The following is a 14,118-nucleotide window of genomic DNA, read 5'->3' on the forward strand; positions in this document are numbered from 1 at the left end:
ACATATGTACACACAGATAGTAGGGGGGCGTATCTATACACCCTCTGGTTGGATCGATGGAGGCTCTGTCCTCGTCGAGGGCAAGAAGATCAAGGCTGTCCTGAATACGGACCTTCCGATCGAAGGAGCTCGTAAGATCGATGCCCGAGGCTCCTACATCATCCCTGGTGGGATTGAGACCCACGTCCACGGGGCTGCAGGGGCAGACTACATGGACGGCACGGTCGAAGCCTTCCGCACCGCCTCTGATTATCACTTGCAGCATGGGACGACGACGATCTTCCCTACACTCTCTACCTCCAGCTACGAGACCATCATGAAGGGGATCGAATGTACGGAGGTCCTGATGAAGGACGAAGAGTCTACCGTCGAAGGTCTTCACCTCGAAGGTCCCTACTTCTCCGTAAAGATGGCTGGGGCACAGCTACCCGAGCTCATTCGTCCGGCTCGCCCAGAGGAATACACCAAGATCATGGATCGTGGCATGGGCATCATCAAGCGTTGGGACGCGGCACCCGAGATAGAAGGGACGCTGGAGTTCGGCCGCTATGTCAAGGAGCGTGGTGTCGTCGTAGCTCTGGCGCACACCGAAGCGAATGACAAGGATGTCAAGGCTGCTTGGGAGCATGGCTATACGCTAGGGACGCACTTCTACAATGCGATGAAGGTCTCTCACAAGGTCGGTATCTACAAGGTGCCTGGTGCCGTAGAGACGATCCTCGATATGCCCGACTTCGACATCGAAGTCATCTGTGATGGCATCCACGTACCTCCCGTGATGGTGCATCTGGCTTATGCCGTGAAGGGGCGCGAACACATGGCGCTCACGACCGATGCCCTGCTCTATACGGGCACGGTGGACTTCAAGGATCCTACGGGGCATGCGATCGTAGAGGATGGAGTCTGCAAGCTCTCTGACCGCTCGGCACTAGCAGGGAGTATCGCTACGATGGACCTACTGATCCGTACGGCGGTGCAGAAGGCGAACATCCCTCTGATCGACGCTGTATATATGGCTTCGTACACACCTGCCCGCATCATGGGTATCCAAGATACCAAGGGAAGCCTAGAAGAAGGTCGTGATGCCGATATCCTCTTCCTCGACGAAGATCTTCACCTGCACTTCGTCATGCACCGTGGACGTGTCGTCCGTGGCGAAGAATACTGGGCTTAGTCTCAGCTTACCCCTAAGATAAGGATGCCTCATGCTCTAGGAGCATGGGGCATCTTCGTTTATCCCCATGAGGGTGGGTTTGAGGGGTGAAAATCAGCATTTCTAGGTATTGAGTGGGCTGGGGAGAAGTACTAGTTTTGTCCCGAATATATGTAAGGCTTCGGCCAAGAAACTGAATAAACCATGGGACAAATCAATTTAGAGGGGCTTGGAGCTGTCCAAGAGACCCTGATCATTCCGCTAGCGATGCGTGCGCTGGACCTCAAGAGCAAGCGTCCGATCCTCGGCGATGAGCGAGCAGCGAGACTCTACGAAGAGATTACTTATAGCGATAAGAAGTTCGCCCCTAAGAAGAGCCCTAGTTACTACGGCTGTCTCAAGCGGGCAGGCTATATGGACGGTGAGCTCATTCGCTACGCTCGAGAGCTGCATGCCCAAGGCAAGCCCTTCGTCACCGTCAATGCTGGCTGTGGGCTAGATACCCGAGGAGAGCGCATAGCTGGGGCGACCTACGGCGCTACCCACTACGATGTGGACTTCCCTAATGTCATCGAGCTACGTCAGCAGCTCTTGGGGGAGAGCGCTACGGCTCTAGGCTCGGACTTGCTGGAGGAGGATTGGCTCGCTCGGATCGCAAGTGAGATCACGCCTGAGACGCAGGTCCTCATCACGATCGAAGGGGTCTTCGCCTACTTCACCCTAGAGCAGATCCAGCTTTTGCTTGAGCATCTGCACCGCTACTTCGCAGGGCGCTGTGTGCTGGTCTTCGATGCGCTCAGTAGCTTCTGGGCAGGGCGATCCAAGATGCACGACACGCTCAAGCACATGGAGGCGACCTTCGTCGGGGGCATTGACTCGGAGGAGGATATTCTGCGTCTCTTGCCTCAGGCGCAGTTTGAGCGGAAGAAGGCGGTCGTCGATCTGATGGCGGAGGTCTGGTGGGTCGCTCACTTGATGCAACTGACTAAGAAGATGCGGGAGAGCACGCAGATCTTTACCTTCCGACTTTGATGTAGCGGGTACTTATTCCGCCTTTTAGCCAATCGCCCCGCTTGTATCCTCTGGGTACAAGCGGGGCGATTTGATTTGCAGGGAGCGTTGAGCGCTCTTCTACGAGACTCTCCCTTCGACCAAAGAGAGGTATTGGCTTGACGACACCGAGACCTTAGCCCAAGAGGCGGGCGGGAAGGAAGGCTTGTGTTTGGCCTTTAGGAGAAATCACCTTTGCTTCGGATAGCTTCGAGGGATAACTTCTATGCAGATGTTGCCTTTAGACGAGGAGCAGGGTCAGCAGATAGCCTCCGAAGACGAGCCAGATATAGAGCCCCGAGGCTAGGAGGAAGGCCTTAGCACCCGACTGACGGAACTTCGCCAGTGTGGCATCCATCCCAATGGCTGTCATCGCCATCGTCAGAGCGAAGGTGTCGAGCTTCTCGATCACGCCCGTCACCTCACGATAGAGGCTCTCGAAGCTGTAGTTCTGCGCTAGCGTGAAGAGGAGGGAATTGATGAGGACGACCCCAACGAAGTAGAAGGCAAACCAAGGGACTTGGATCTTCCCCGAAGCTTCTCCGCCGCTCTTCCTTCGCCCTCGGCCGAGGAGATAGCTTAGGGCAAGGAGGGAAGGGGCAAGGAGGATCACACGGATCATCTTGGTGATGGTCGCTGTGTCCGCTATATCGGGGCTCATCGCAGCCCCAGCGCCGACGACATGCGCCACCTCGTGGACAGTAGCTCCCGTGTAGATACCTATCCCCTTGGGAGAGAGCGCATCGAGTAGCCCCGAGCGGTAGAGTAGGGGGTAGGCGAACATCGAGAGCGTGCCGAAGAGAACCACCGTGGCGACAGCGACGACCGTCTTGTGGGGCTTAGCTCCTACGACGGGCTCCGTGGCGAGTACGGCGGCTGCCCCGCAGATAGCCGAACCCGAAGAGATCAAGAGGCGCTCATCTTGGTCCAGCCCAAGGAGCCGACCGAGAAAGTTCCCGAGGATGAACGTGCCTAGGACGATGAGGCTATCTATCAGGATCGCTTCCTTCCCCACGAGGAAGACGAGGCTGAGCGTCAAGCGGAAGCCGTAGAAGACGATCCCAGCACGTAGAATTTGCTTGCTTGCGATCTTCAGCCCGCCATCCCAGTTTTCGGGGAACTTCGAGCGCACGGTATTGGCTAGGATCATCCCGAGGACGACACCGAGGATCATGGGGCTAAGGCTCAGTTGGCGGAAGGTAGGGAGCTGTGCAAGGACAGTGACTAGGAGCGCCAGCGCAGCTACGAGGAGCAGTCCATAGACGGATCCTCTAGGTAAGGGTTTCATCTTGTGTATCTCTTAGTTGAGCGTATGTTTTACCCCGCAAAGGTAGGGCTTCTCCGTCGAATGGACTTCGTCTAGACGGGGAATGAAAGGGCACCCGCTTCGCTTCCCCGATCGAAGGCAGTCGTCTTCCCCAGCCTTCGCCTTGGGTTCGTCGATTTTGATGCTCGGGAGGTACTACTGCTGCCTCCCCCGAGGTACTACTGAAAACTCTTTTGAGGCGCTACTGCTCCCTGCCTCGGAGTGTGCATCCCCGATATTCAGCGGGAGAGGAAGCGGGCGGACGAAGGGAGGACTTGTGGATAATAGATGAAGTCTATTAGGGGTGCTTGTTCGGTCTATGGATGTGGATAAGTCATTCCTCTGCTTCTTCGGTCTCTTCTCTAAGCGTGTGGCTAAGCGAGAAGGGGCTTCCCTACCTTCCCCGAGAAGTCCTCAGTTGACCCCCAAAGAGGGGGTGCAGAGGGGGAAGGACCATAGTGCAAAATTGCGGTTTTCATTGTAGCTTTGCACAACATTTTCAGTGGGGCTCTCCTGGAGGGCTTCCTATCATTACCTCAACATTTCCCCCATCATGACAGAGAGCAAACGTGCTTTATCTGAATACGTTTACCAAAGTAAGTATTCCCTTTTCCGTGAAGATCTAGGTCGCAAGGAGACCTGGGAAGAGAGTGTCGAGCGCATCCGCCAGATGCACCTGACGCACCTCGAGCGTTTTGCGCCCCAAGCCCTAGAGAACGAGTGGTTTATGACCCAGTTCAACGAGGCTATCGACTACTATAAGCAGAAGAAGTTCGTAGGCTCTCAGCGTAACCTGCAGTTCGGTGGCGAACCCGTACTGAAGTCTTCGGCTAAGTCCTACAACTGTAGCTACTCGCACTGCGACCGCCTCGAAGTCTTCCGTGAGACGGAATGGCTCCTTCTGAGCGGCTGCGGCTGTGGGCTCTCTGTCGAGCAGTCTCACGTGGACAAGCTCCCTCCTCTGCTCACGGCCGAGGAGCTCAACGAGGAGAGCGAAGCCTTCGTCATCGGTGACAGCATCGAGGGCTGGGCAGATGCGATCCATCGTCTCCTAGAGTATTACTTCGTAGCTGGAGTCAAGAAGCCCGTCTTCGACTATTCGGAGATCCGTCCCAAGGGGGCGAAGATTGCTGGTCGCTTCATCGCTCCTGGTCCTGATGGCCTTCGCCTAGCGCTGGACCGCATTCGCATCCTCCTGAAGGAAGCTGTCGCTGCGGGGCAGAAGCGCCTTTCGGCACTGCAGTGCACGGACATCATCGCCCATCTGGCGGACTCCGTCCTCTCGGGTGGCGTGCGTCGCTCGGCGCTGATGATCCTCTTCTCTCCCGAAGACAGCGAGATGGTGAACTGTAAGCACGGCGACTGGTTCACGACGAACCCCCAGCGTGCTCGCTTCAATATGTCTGCGGCGCTGAACCGCGGGGAGGTTGATCGTAGCCTCTACGAATCCCTCTTCCAAGCGATGCGTACCAGCGGTGACCCTGGGCTCTATTGGCGTGACAAGTTCGGCGTAGGGTGCAACCCTTGCTGTGAGATCGGCTTCTTCCCCACGGATAAGAATGGCGATACGGGTTGGCAGGTATGTAACCTCGCTTCCATCAACGGGCTTGAGTGCACGACGGAAGAGGAGTTCTACAAGATCTGTCGTTGCGCTTCGACGCTGGCCACAGTGCAGGCTACCTACATGGACTTCCCTTACCTAAGCCCTGCGACGACCAACATCATCAAGGCGGACCCCCTCATCGGTGTCTCCATCGGCGGGATCATGAACAATCCCCAAATCCTCACCAACAAGGATATCCTCGCAGTAGGGGCGATGCAGGTGCGCCAGCAGAACTCCCAGTGTGCACGCATCCTCGGCATCAACCCCGCAAGCCGCACGACGTGTGTCAAGCCCGACGGTACGGTGAGCCTCCTTCTTGGTATGACTTCCGGTATCCACGGAGCCTACGCCAAGCGCTACCTGCGCAGTGTGGAAGCCAACATCGAAGAGCCTAACCTCAAGGCCTACGAAGAAGCGAACCCCAAGGCCGTCCAGCCCAATATCTTCAAGCCCGCCACTGACAAGAAGATCTTCTTCCCCATCGAGGAAGGTGAAGAGACTCTGCTTCGCAGCGAACTCAGCGGTGTCAAGCTCCTCGAGTACGTCAAGCTCGTACAGCAGAGCTGGGTCATCCCCGGCATGACCGACATGGAGTCGCCCATCAAGAACAACGTCTCCAACACCGTCGACGTACCCAACGACCAGTGGGATGTCGTCTGCGACTGGGTTTGGGACAATCAGAACTACATCGCAGGGGTGACGTTCCTCTCGACCTACGGCGACATGGACCTTCCTCAGGCTCCCATGTGCAAGGTCTCTTCGGCCGAAGAGATCCTGCGTGAGTACGGGGTCGGTAGTATGTTCGCTTCGGGGCTTGTGGTCGACACGATCGAAGTCTTCGGCGACCTGTGGAAGGCTTGTGAGTCTGCGCAAGGTCGTGGTGAACAGCTCTTCGTCTCGGAGCATGCGGTCGATGAGTACATCCAGAAGCACCTGGCGGGCGATGCTCCCGAGCTCGAGCGTGAACACGTGCGTGGCATCCTTTCCTCCAAGCTGCAGGACAAGGTTGAGAACCTCGCCGCCAAGCGAGACATCGTTCGCCGTATCGAGAAGTTCGCCCACAACTATTATCGTGGCGACATCTACAAGGCGGTGAACGTGCTCAAGAGCGTCAACAACCTCCACCTCTTCGAAGTCCTCAAGAAGACGTACAAGCCCGTCGACTGGAAGAGCGTTGACTTCTCTGGCAAGCAGTACACCAATGCCGACGAACTGGGAGCTGTCTCCTGCGCTGGTGGTGCTTGCGAGATCAAGTAGCGCCTCCTAAGGCTCATCGCCTTCCTTTCCGAAGGCCCTCGCCCTCCTCTTCGAAGGCTGTCGCCTCCCCTTTTCGAGGCTCGCTGCCTTCCTCTTTGAAGGCCGTCGCCTTCCCTTCCTGAGGCTCGCCTCTAAGCAAAAGCCCCCGAGTAAGCTGACCTGCTTACTCGGGGGCTTCTTCGTTCATCGGGGGCAGGCCAAGGGCACTCTTGACTGAGGCGAAGGGCAAGGCGAGCAGTCTCCTTCGGCAGAAAAAGTTCCTCCGCTGGGGAAGGCGAAAAACGTTCAGTACACTGCAATTCATCTCCTCCCTTTGACGGAGAAGTTGCCGTCAATGCCGAAGAGATAATTGAAGGATGAGGTATTCATAGGGAATGGGTATCTTAGCGGATGAACTAAAAAAGGGAATGACAATGCTTGTAGAAATCTTAGGCTATCTATATATGGCTGTAATGGCGCTGTTCATGCTTCTGGCAATACTCTACTTGCTGATGATCCCCATCATAGCTGTGATCTCGTTTGTTGATGCCTTAAGAGGGAAGAAGCAGGGAGCCCTATCAGATAGCTTCCTTCTCTTCTGGTCGGCTCATAGTGAGGATTAGTTTCCCTTCTCCGACAGAACTAATCTAGCATTATCCCTGTGGCGAAAGGGGGAAGACGGAGAGGCGAAGGGGGTGGTTCGCTTCGGGGAGAACGGGCTCGCCTTCTGCGGGCGGAGCGGGAGGCAATCGAGGCACGCCGTAAGGATGGACCACCTAGATCGCTGAGGGGCTTTGCCTACAAAAAAAGTTGGCAGTAGGGAGGGGGTTGCTTCCCGCCCTACTGCCAACTCCTTTCAGAAAGCCAAACGCTCCCTTATTTCTTGTGTCTGAATACCAGATTAATTAGGAACAGAATGACGATGGCTCCGATAGCTCCGGTCAGGATCGAGCCAATCCAGCCTCCGCCGAGGGAGGTGTTGAATACCCTTTCAAGAAGCCACGCTCCCACGCCACTTCCGAGAATACCGACGACGATGTTCCCGAGAAGCCCTAGGCCGCTCCCCTTGTAGATAGTCCCACCGAGCCATCCGGCGATGGCTCCTGTGATCAGTGTTGTGATGACGCTCATAAGCTTTGATATTTAGTTCAGCCACGAAGGTAAGGATTATTGGCTGGGAAGCAAGGGGGCAAGGGCAGAGTGCCTTCGTCTTTGAGCGCAGCCTTCCCCCGAGGCCTCGCTACAAGTCCCCGCTGACCTTCCTATAAACTCACCTGCCTTTCCTACAAATCCTTCCCCGACCTTGCTATAACTCCCGCCCGACCTCCCTACAAAAGAAGCCTCCCCACCGCAAGCTGAGAGCTCGCAGTGGGGAGGCTTGGTCTTGACTTGGCTCGCCCCCGAGGAGGGAACTCAGCCCGTGCGGAAGACTATCCGCCGAAGTCGTCGAAGAAGAGCTGGCTACGCTCAACACCGAGGTTCTCAAGCATCACCTTCACGGCGTTGGCCATGGGGCCAGGACCGCACATGTAGTACTCGATGTCTTCGGGTGCGTCGTGATCCTTGAGGTAGTTGTCGTAGATGACCTGGTGGATGAAGCCCACGTAGCCCGTCCAATTGTCCTCGGGCTGAGGATCGGAGAGGGCGATGTGGAAGCTGAAGTTGGGGAACTGCTTCTCGATCTCACGGAAGTCTTCTTCGTAGAAGATCTCCTTCTTGCTTCGTGCACCGTACCAGTAAGAGACCTTACGGCCCGTGTGGAGCGTGCGGAAGAGGTGGAGGATCTGAGCACGCAGAGGAGCCATACCAGCGCCACCACCGATGTAGAGCATCTCAGCATCCGTGTCCTGGATGTGGAAGTCCCCGTAAGGACCACTCATGCGTACCTTGTCGCCTGGCTTGAGGGAGAAGATGTACGAGGAGGAGATCCCAGGAGAGACGGGTAGCCACTTGTGCGTAGCGCGGTCCATAGGAGGCGTGGCGATACGTACGTTGAGCGTGATGATGTTCCCTTCGGCGGGGTAGTTGGCCATCGAGTAAGCACGGATGGTCTCCGTGTCGTTCTTACACGTCAGGCTCCACATGTCGAAGTGATCCCAGTCGCCACGGAACTTCTCGTCGATGTCGTAGTCGGCGTACTTGATGTCGTACTTGGGGATGGAGATCTGCGCATAGCTACCGCTCTGGAAGTTCATCACTTCACCTTCGGGGAGCTTCACGACGAATTCCTTGATGAAGGTCGAGACGTTGCGGTTGGAGATGACTTCGCATTCCCATTCCTTCACGCCGAAGACCGACTCAGGTACGATGATCTGCATGTCTTCCTTGACCTTCGTCTGGCAAGCCAAACGCCAGTGGTCCTTCTGCTCCTTGCGGGAGAAGAAGCCTGTCTCCGTAGGCAGGATCTCTCCGCCCCCTTCGACGACACGGCAGCGGCACTGACCGCACGATCCGCTACCTCCACAAGCCGAGGAGAGGTAGATGTTTTCGCTCTGCAGCGTATTGAGGAGCGTACCTCCGATGGGTACTTCGGCTTCCTTCTCCCCGTTGATCGTGAGCTTGACATTGCCCGAAGGAATGAGCTTGTCCTTAGCGACGAGCAGGACGATGACAAGCACTAGCGTGAGCAGCAGGAAGACTGCTACGCTGACGAGTATAATCGTTGTATTCATTACTTAGAGTCTTCGCTATTACATCTTGACACCAGAGAAGCTGAGGAAGGCAATACCCATCAGCGCCGTGATGATGAACGTGATCCCAAGGCCACGCAGAGGCTTGGGGATGTCCGAGTACTGGATCTTCTCACGGATGGCAGCCATACCGACGATGGCGAGCATCCAACCAATCCCCGAGCCAAAGCCGTAGATCGTAGCTTCGCCGATGGTGGGGAACTCACGCTGCTGCATGAAGAGCGATCCCCCGAGGATGGCACAGTTCACAGCGATCAGCGGGAGGAAGATCCCCAGCGAAGCGTACAGCGATGGGCTGAAGCGCTCCACGAGCATCTCTACCAGCTGCGTGAAGGCCGCGATGACAGCGATGAAGATGATGAAGGAGAGGAAAGAGAGGTCGATACCTGCTGCTTCAGCTCCTAGGAGCCAATCCAGCGCCCCCTGCTTGAAGACCTTCGTCTCCAGCAGATAGTTGATCGGCAGCGTGCAGGTCAGGATGAACGTGACCGCAATACCCAAGCCAAACGAGGTCTTAACGTTCTTCGATACCGCCAGGAAGGAACACATCCCCAGGTAGTAGGCGAAGATCATGTTATCGATGAAGATCGACCTAAAGAATAAGGCTAATGAATCCATTCTTTGTTAGTTCTTATTTGTCGTGGGTGATTCTAGTTTTCTTGTAGCTCCTTGTTGTACGAGCGGTGGATCCAGATGAGTACCGCTACCGAGATGAGCGCCATAGGAGGCAGGATCATCAGCCCGTTGTTGACGTAGCCGTGGATCCCATCGGTGGCGTAGAAGCTCTGAGGGATGATCTGGAAGCCGAGGAGCGTACCTGATCCGAAGAGCTCACGGAAGAAGCCCACAGCGATCAGCACGATACCATAGCCAAAGCCATTGCCAAGCCCATCAAGGAAGGATTCCCAAGGACCATTCCCAAGAGCGAAGGCTTCGAGGCGACCCATGAGGATACAGTTCGTGATGATGAGCCCGACGAAGACGGAGAGCTGCTTGCTGACATCATAAGCGTACGCCTTGAGGATTTCGCTGACCAGCGTCACCAGCGTAGCAGCTACGACGAGCTGGACGATGATGCGGATACGGTTAGGGATACCCTTACGCAGGAGGGAGATGACGACGTTGGCGAAGGCGACAACGATGGTCACAGAGAGCGCCATCACGATGGCAGGCTCGAGCTTGGAGGTCACAGCCAGTGCCGAGCAGATACCCAGCATCTGTACCATGATTGGGTTATTCTTGCTCAGAGGCCCGAGGAGCGTTTCTTTATTCTTTTTATTCCAGAGAGACATAGCTACTGAGCATTAGAGGTTTCGAGGAACTTTTGGAAGGGAGCGAGGCTGTGGTGGAGCATGTCGTGCACACCGTTGCTGGTGAGGGTACCGCCAGAGATACCATCGACATAATCCTGAGTCTCGGACTTCTGCCCTGCCTTGACTACGGCTATACCTGTGAAGGCACCTTCACGGAAGAGCTGCTTGCCCTTGAACTGATTAGCGAAGCGAAGCGTAGAGATCTCAGCTCCAAGCCCTGGTGTTTCCCCAGCGTTGCCGAAGTCTGCACCCTCGATCGTAGAGTGGTCAGCGGCATCGACAGCGAGGTATCCCCAGATCTTATTCCAGAGCCCTGCACCATTGAGGGGGAAGACATAGAGCTTCTTGCCATCGACTTCAGCGACGAAGACGGGGAGGTCTCGCTTCTCGCCCTTAGCGATGAGCTTGTAGTCGAGCTCGGTGTTTGCGTTGAAAGCTTCGCTATTACCGATCTCTTCACCTTCGAAGGACTTGACGATCTGCCCTTCGGCATTCACGAGGAGCTCCTGCTTGATGAGCTCCTTGTAGGTAGAGATGACCTCTGCCTTGGGAGCAGTCTTGCCGAGGGCACGAAGGATCTGCTCCATCTTGTCGATGCTAGCATTCTCTTCCTGTGCGGGCTTGAGCAGGATATTCGCACCAGCCAGCAGGATAGCTGCGAGGATGACCATCACGGCAGCGTAGATGATCACGTAGGAATTCTTGTTGGTATTCATCGTATGCTGCGTGGATTAGTTCTTGTTCTTAGCGACGAGACGAGCCTGACGCTTGCTGACATTGCGCTCGACGACGATGTAGTCGATCAGAGGAGCGAAGGTGTTCAGCAGGAGGATGGCGAGCATCATCCCTTCAGCGTACCCAGCGTTGAGGACGCGGATGAAGACGACCATGACCCCGATGAGGAAGCCATAGATCCACTTACCCGTCTCTGTGCGAGCAGCCGTCACAGGGTCGGTAGCCATGAAGACGATACCGAAGGCGAAGCCACCATAGAGGATGTGCTGGAGCGCTGTGACCTGCATCGCAGGGGTAGCACCGATGGCATTGAAGAGCGAAGCCATAGCGACGACACCGACGACACCCGATACCATGATCTTGTAGCTAGCGATACCCGTGAAGATCAGGATGCAGGCACCGATGAGGATCGCCAGCGTAGATACTTCGCCGACGGAGCCAGGGAGGAAGCCAAGGAAGGCATCCCAGTCGGTGAGCGGATTGCCGAGGGTATTGTGGATGTCAGCGACGTTGCCACCAGCGATCTGCCCCAGAGGGGTAGCACCGGTGAAGCCGTCTACTACCTTCCCTTCACCACCGAGCCCGAAGGTCGAGCCGAGGCGTACCCATACGCTGTCGCCAGACATAGCGGCAGGGTAGGAGAAGAAGAGGAAGGCACGGGTGATGAGGGCTACGTTGAAGACGTTGTAGCCCGTACCGCCGAAGACCTCCTTAGCGAAGACCACAGCGAAGGCTGTAGCTACGGCGATCATCCACAGAGGAGTCTCTACGGGGATGATCATAGGGATGAGGATCCCCGTGACGAGGAAGCCCTCCTGGATCTCTTCGTGCTTGAGCTGAGCGATGATGAACTCAATACCCAGACCCACAGCGTAGGATACTACGATCTGAGGGAGCACAGAGAGGAAGCCGTAGAAGAAGGTAGGCCAGAAGCTAGATTCTTGGCCGAGGGCGATGTTATGCTGAAGCCCTACATTGTACATCCCGAAGAGGAGTGCAGGCAGGAGGGCGAAGATCACTACGCTCATCGTGCGCTTGCTGTCGATGGCGTCGTGCACGTGTGCACCACGACGCTTAGACGTAGCGTTCGGCACGAACAGGAACGTCTCCAGGCCATCGAAGACAGACTCCAAGGCCGAGAAGCGCCCACCAGGCATGAAGGCGGGCTTGATCTTATCGAGTTGTTTTCTTAAAGCGTTCAAGGTCTTTGTCCTTTATATGAGTGAAACCTTCGTGTTGTTAGTTCATTTCCTTGTATAGCTCATCGAGACCCTGACGCACGATCTGCTGGAGGGGGATCTTGGAGGTATCGACGAATTCGCAGACGGAGAAGTCTTCGGGTGCAACTTCGTAGATGCCTCGAGCCTCCATGTCGTTGATGTTGAAGGCGATGATACTCTTCAGGAGGAACTCTGGATAGATGTCCATGGGGAAGACACGGTCATATTCGCCACTCATGATCATGGCACGACGACCACCCTTGATGCGAGCATCTAGGACATATTCCTTGCTCTTAGGCATGAGCCAAGAGAAGTAGGAGCGGCTGCGGCTATATTCCTTGAGTCGGGGGAGTGCCCAGCCGAAGACTTCGTGTACTTCGTCGCCTTCGGGGATGATCGTGATCTGATCGATACCGAAGCCGATGCGGTCGTGCTCCTCATCGACCTTGATGCCGGTGAAGACATCTCCTTCGATGATGCGCTCGTGTCTTTCGCCCTTACCTAGGCGACCAGCGAGGACTTCGTCGAAGCGAGCACCGGGGAGTACCTGCAGGTAACCCGTCTCCTTAGCTTCGGAGCCCGTGAGAGCGATGGTGCGGGAGAAGTCGACCTTCCCCGTCTTGAGGAAGCGACCGATCACTAGGAGGTCGCTGGCCTTGAGCGTCCAGACGGTCTCTTCCTTGTTGATGGGAGCGGTGTGGTTGATCAGTACACCTACGAGCCCTGCGGGGTGTGGTCCACGGACTTCGACACGCTCTACTCCAGTCAGACCAGTGAGCTGACCTGCTCCGACACCGATGTACACCTTACCCGAAGTGAGCTTGGTGAGGGCGGTGAGTGCAAGCTGCAGCTCATCCTCACGGCCACGTACGAGGTAGTCGAACTTAGGCGCTAGTGGAGCGGTGAAGTTCGCTGTGACGAAGATGTCACGAGGCTCGGTGTTGGGGTTAGCTAGACGATCGTAGGGACGCTGCTTGAAGAAGCTGAACATGCCACTCTCCAGAAGGAGGGCGAGGACCTCTGAGCGCTGCATCTTCTCGATGCCTTGGGTAGCGAACGTCTTGTATTCTGTCGTAGCATCAGGGCGGACCTCGACGCTGAGGACTTTACGCTTCGCACCGCGGTTGATGGCGATGACTTCCCCGCTGACGGGCGAGGTGAAGCGTAGCTCAGGCACAGCCTTGTGGTACATGAGGGTATCCCCTGCGAGCACTCTGTCACCTGGATGAACGATCACTTTAGGGATTAGCCCGATGTAATCGTCGGGGACGACAGCATAGCTGCTGCCTGGCTGAGCTGCTTGGAGCAGGTTTTCCTCAGCTTTTCCCTTCAGATTCAGTGTGAGCCCCTTCTTTATCGTGATAATGTTCGGCATAACACGTGATTGATGATTGATTTAGTTAAATTATTTGGGTACAAAAGTACATAATCTTTGGCACACTCTACCTATAATAAGGTAGGGAATTAGGTGTGGACTCCCCACAAGGGACTAGTTTACCCGAGACCGCTCCCCGACTCGGTGGCGGAGCCTTCGGAGGAAGGGCTTCAGAGGACAGAGCGAGCCACTCTCTTCGGAGGGAAATAGCCCGCTCGGGGGAAGGCTTCAAAGAAGGCAAAAAGAGACCTACGGTAGGTCGTCGGAAAAACCTACTGTGGGTCGTCTCGACGACCTACCGTGGGTCGCTGTGACGACCTACAGTAGGTTTTTTTGACCCCCTCCCAGAGCCCGCATAACAAGCGGGCTGGAGCGGGGTCAGGAAAGATGCTGTAAAATGTGTATCTTGGCATAGCTTTTGCTGGAGACTAAGCAAG

General features: G+C 55.9%; 12 protein-coding genes. 4 read left to right on the forward strand and 8 right to left on the reverse strand.

Going from position 1 to position 14,118, the window contains the following annotated elements:
• Window positions 1–4: 4 nt before the first annotated feature.
• A complete protein-coding gene (gene nagA / locus Q0336_RS03950; RefSeq protein ID WP_298525938.1) occupies window positions 5–1,174 on the forward strand; it encodes an N-acetylglucosamine-6-phosphate deacetylase in 1,170 nt (389 codons plus the stop codon).
• A 183-nt stretch (window positions 1,175–1,357) separates the two neighbouring features.
• Window positions 1,358–2,185: a class I SAM-dependent methyltransferase gene (locus Q0336_RS03955; RefSeq protein WP_298525940.1), complete on the forward strand. Its 828-nt coding sequence runs from the start codon at window positions 1,358–1,360 to the stop codon at window positions 2,183–2,185.
• 259 nt (window positions 2,186–2,444) lie between these two features.
• Here Q0336_RS03955 and Q0336_RS03960 read toward each other — a convergent pair whose 3' ends face one another.
• Complete coding sequence (locus Q0336_RS03960) at window positions 2,445–3,491, reverse strand: YeiH family protein (protein WP_298525941.1); 1,047 nt, start codon at window positions 3,489–3,491, stop codon at window positions 2,445–2,447.
• Between the two features lie 571 nt (window positions 3,492–4,062).
• Here Q0336_RS03960 and Q0336_RS03965 point away from each other — a divergent pair.
• Both Q0336_RS03965 and Q0336_RS03970 read left to right on the forward strand, forming a co-directional pair.
• Window positions 4,063–6,369 carry a hypothetical protein gene (locus Q0336_RS03965; protein WP_298525943.1) on the forward strand — a complete coding sequence of 769 codons (2,307 nt, stop codon included), beginning with the start codon at window positions 4,063–4,065 and terminating at the stop codon, window positions 6,367–6,369.
• 374 nt (window positions 6,370–6,743) lie between these two features.
• The gene (locus Q0336_RS03970) at window positions 6,744–6,971 is read left to right on the forward strand and encodes a hypothetical protein (protein ID WP_298525945.1); all 228 of its coding nucleotides are present in this window, start codon (window positions 6,744–6,746) and stop codon (window positions 6,969–6,971) included.
• 253 nt (window positions 6,972–7,224) lie between these two features.
• Here the strand turns inward: Q0336_RS03970 and Q0336_RS03975 are convergent, their stop codons facing one another.
• From Q0336_RS03975 to Q0336_RS04005, 7 genes are all read right to left on the reverse strand, one after another.
• Window positions 7,225–7,479, reverse strand: a complete 255-nt coding sequence (locus tag Q0336_RS03975; RefSeq protein ID WP_298525947.1) for a GlsB/YeaQ/YmgE family stress response membrane protein — start codon at window positions 7,477–7,479, stop codon at window positions 7,225–7,227.
• A 299-nt stretch (window positions 7,480–7,778) separates the two neighbouring features.
• A complete protein-coding gene (gene nqrF / locus Q0336_RS03980; RefSeq protein WP_298525949.1) occupies window positions 7,779–9,020 on the reverse strand; it encodes an NADH:ubiquinone reductase (Na(+)-transporting) subunit F in 1,242 nt (413 codons plus the stop codon).
• Window positions 9,021–9,038: 18 nt separating this feature from the next.
• On the reverse strand, window positions 9,039–9,656 hold the full coding sequence (gene nqrE, locus Q0336_RS03985) for an NADH:ubiquinone reductase (Na(+)-transporting) subunit E (protein ID WP_298525951.1): 618 nt from the start codon (window positions 9,654–9,656) through the stop codon (window positions 9,039–9,041).
• A 32-nt stretch (window positions 9,657–9,688) separates the two neighbouring features.
• The gene (gene nqrD / locus Q0336_RS03990; RefSeq protein ID WP_298525953.1) at window positions 9,689–10,330 is read right to left on the reverse strand and encodes an NADH:ubiquinone reductase (Na(+)-transporting) subunit D; all 642 of its coding nucleotides are present in this window, start codon (window positions 10,328–10,330) and stop codon (window positions 9,689–9,691) included.
• Between the two features lie 2 nt (window positions 10,331–10,332).
• Entirely contained in the window at window positions 10,333–11,067 is a 735-nt protein-coding gene (gene nqrC / locus Q0336_RS03995) for an NADH:ubiquinone reductase (Na(+)-transporting) subunit C (RefSeq protein WP_298525955.1), read from the reverse strand.
• A gap of 15 nt (window positions 11,068–11,082) precedes the next feature.
• Entirely contained in the window at window positions 11,083–12,288 is a 1,206-nt protein-coding gene (locus Q0336_RS04000; protein WP_298525957.1) for an NADH:ubiquinone reductase (Na(+)-transporting) subunit B, read from the reverse strand.
• Window positions 12,289–12,325: 37 nt separating this feature from the next.
• Complete coding sequence (locus tag Q0336_RS04005) at window positions 12,326–13,681, reverse strand: Na(+)-translocating NADH-quinone reductase subunit A (RefSeq protein WP_298525959.1); 1,356 nt, start codon at window positions 13,679–13,681, stop codon at window positions 12,326–12,328.
• Window positions 13,682–14,118 lie beyond the last annotated feature (437 nt).

It is taken from the genome of uncultured Porphyromonas sp., from assembly GCF_938039215.1.
Lineage (GTDB): Bacteria > Bacteroidota > Bacteroidia > Bacteroidales > Porphyromonadaceae > Porphyromonas.

Excerpts from the sequence above, each read along its gene's own strand:
- Q0336_RS03955 (WP_298525940.1), top strand. The coding sequence starts at position 1,358 with ATGGGACAAATCAATTTAGAGGGGCTTGGAGCTGTCCAAGAGACCCTG.
- Q0336_RS03960 (WP_298525941.1), bottom strand. The coding sequence starts at position 3,491 with ATGAAACCCTTACCTAGAGGATCCGTCTATGGACTGCTCCTCGTAGCT.
- Q0336_RS03965 (WP_298525943.1), top strand. The coding sequence starts at position 4,063 with ATGACAGAGAGCAAACGTGCTTTATCTGAATACGTTTACCAAAGTAAG.
- nqrC (WP_298525955.1), bottom strand. The coding sequence starts at position 11,067 with ATGAATACCAACAAGAATTCCTACGTGATCATCTACGCTGCCGTGATG.
- nqrE (WP_298525951.1), bottom strand. The coding sequence starts at position 9,656 with ATGGATTCATTAGCCTTATTCTTTAGGTCGATCTTCATCGATAACATG.
- nqrF (WP_298525949.1), bottom strand. The coding sequence starts at position 9,020 with ATGAATACAACGATTATACTCGTCAGCGTAGCAGTCTTCCTGCTGCTC.
- Q0336_RS03975 (WP_298525947.1), bottom strand. The coding sequence starts at position 7,479 with ATGAGCGTCATCACAACACTGATCACAGGAGCCATCGCCGGATGGCTC.
- Q0336_RS04005 (WP_298525959.1), bottom strand. The coding sequence starts at position 13,681 with ATGCCGAACATTATCACGATAAAGAAGGGGCTCACACTGAATCTGAAG.
- Q0336_RS03970 (WP_298525945.1), top strand. The coding sequence starts at position 6,744 with ATGGGTATCTTAGCGGATGAACTAAAAAAGGGAATGACAATGCTTGTA.
- nqrD (WP_298525953.1), bottom strand. The coding sequence starts at position 10,330 with ATGTCTCTCTGGAATAAAAAGAATAAAGAAACGCTCCTCGGGCCTCTG.
- nagA (WP_298525938.1), top strand. The coding sequence starts at position 5 with ATGTACACACAGATAGTAGGGGGGCGTATCTATACACCCTCTGGTTGG.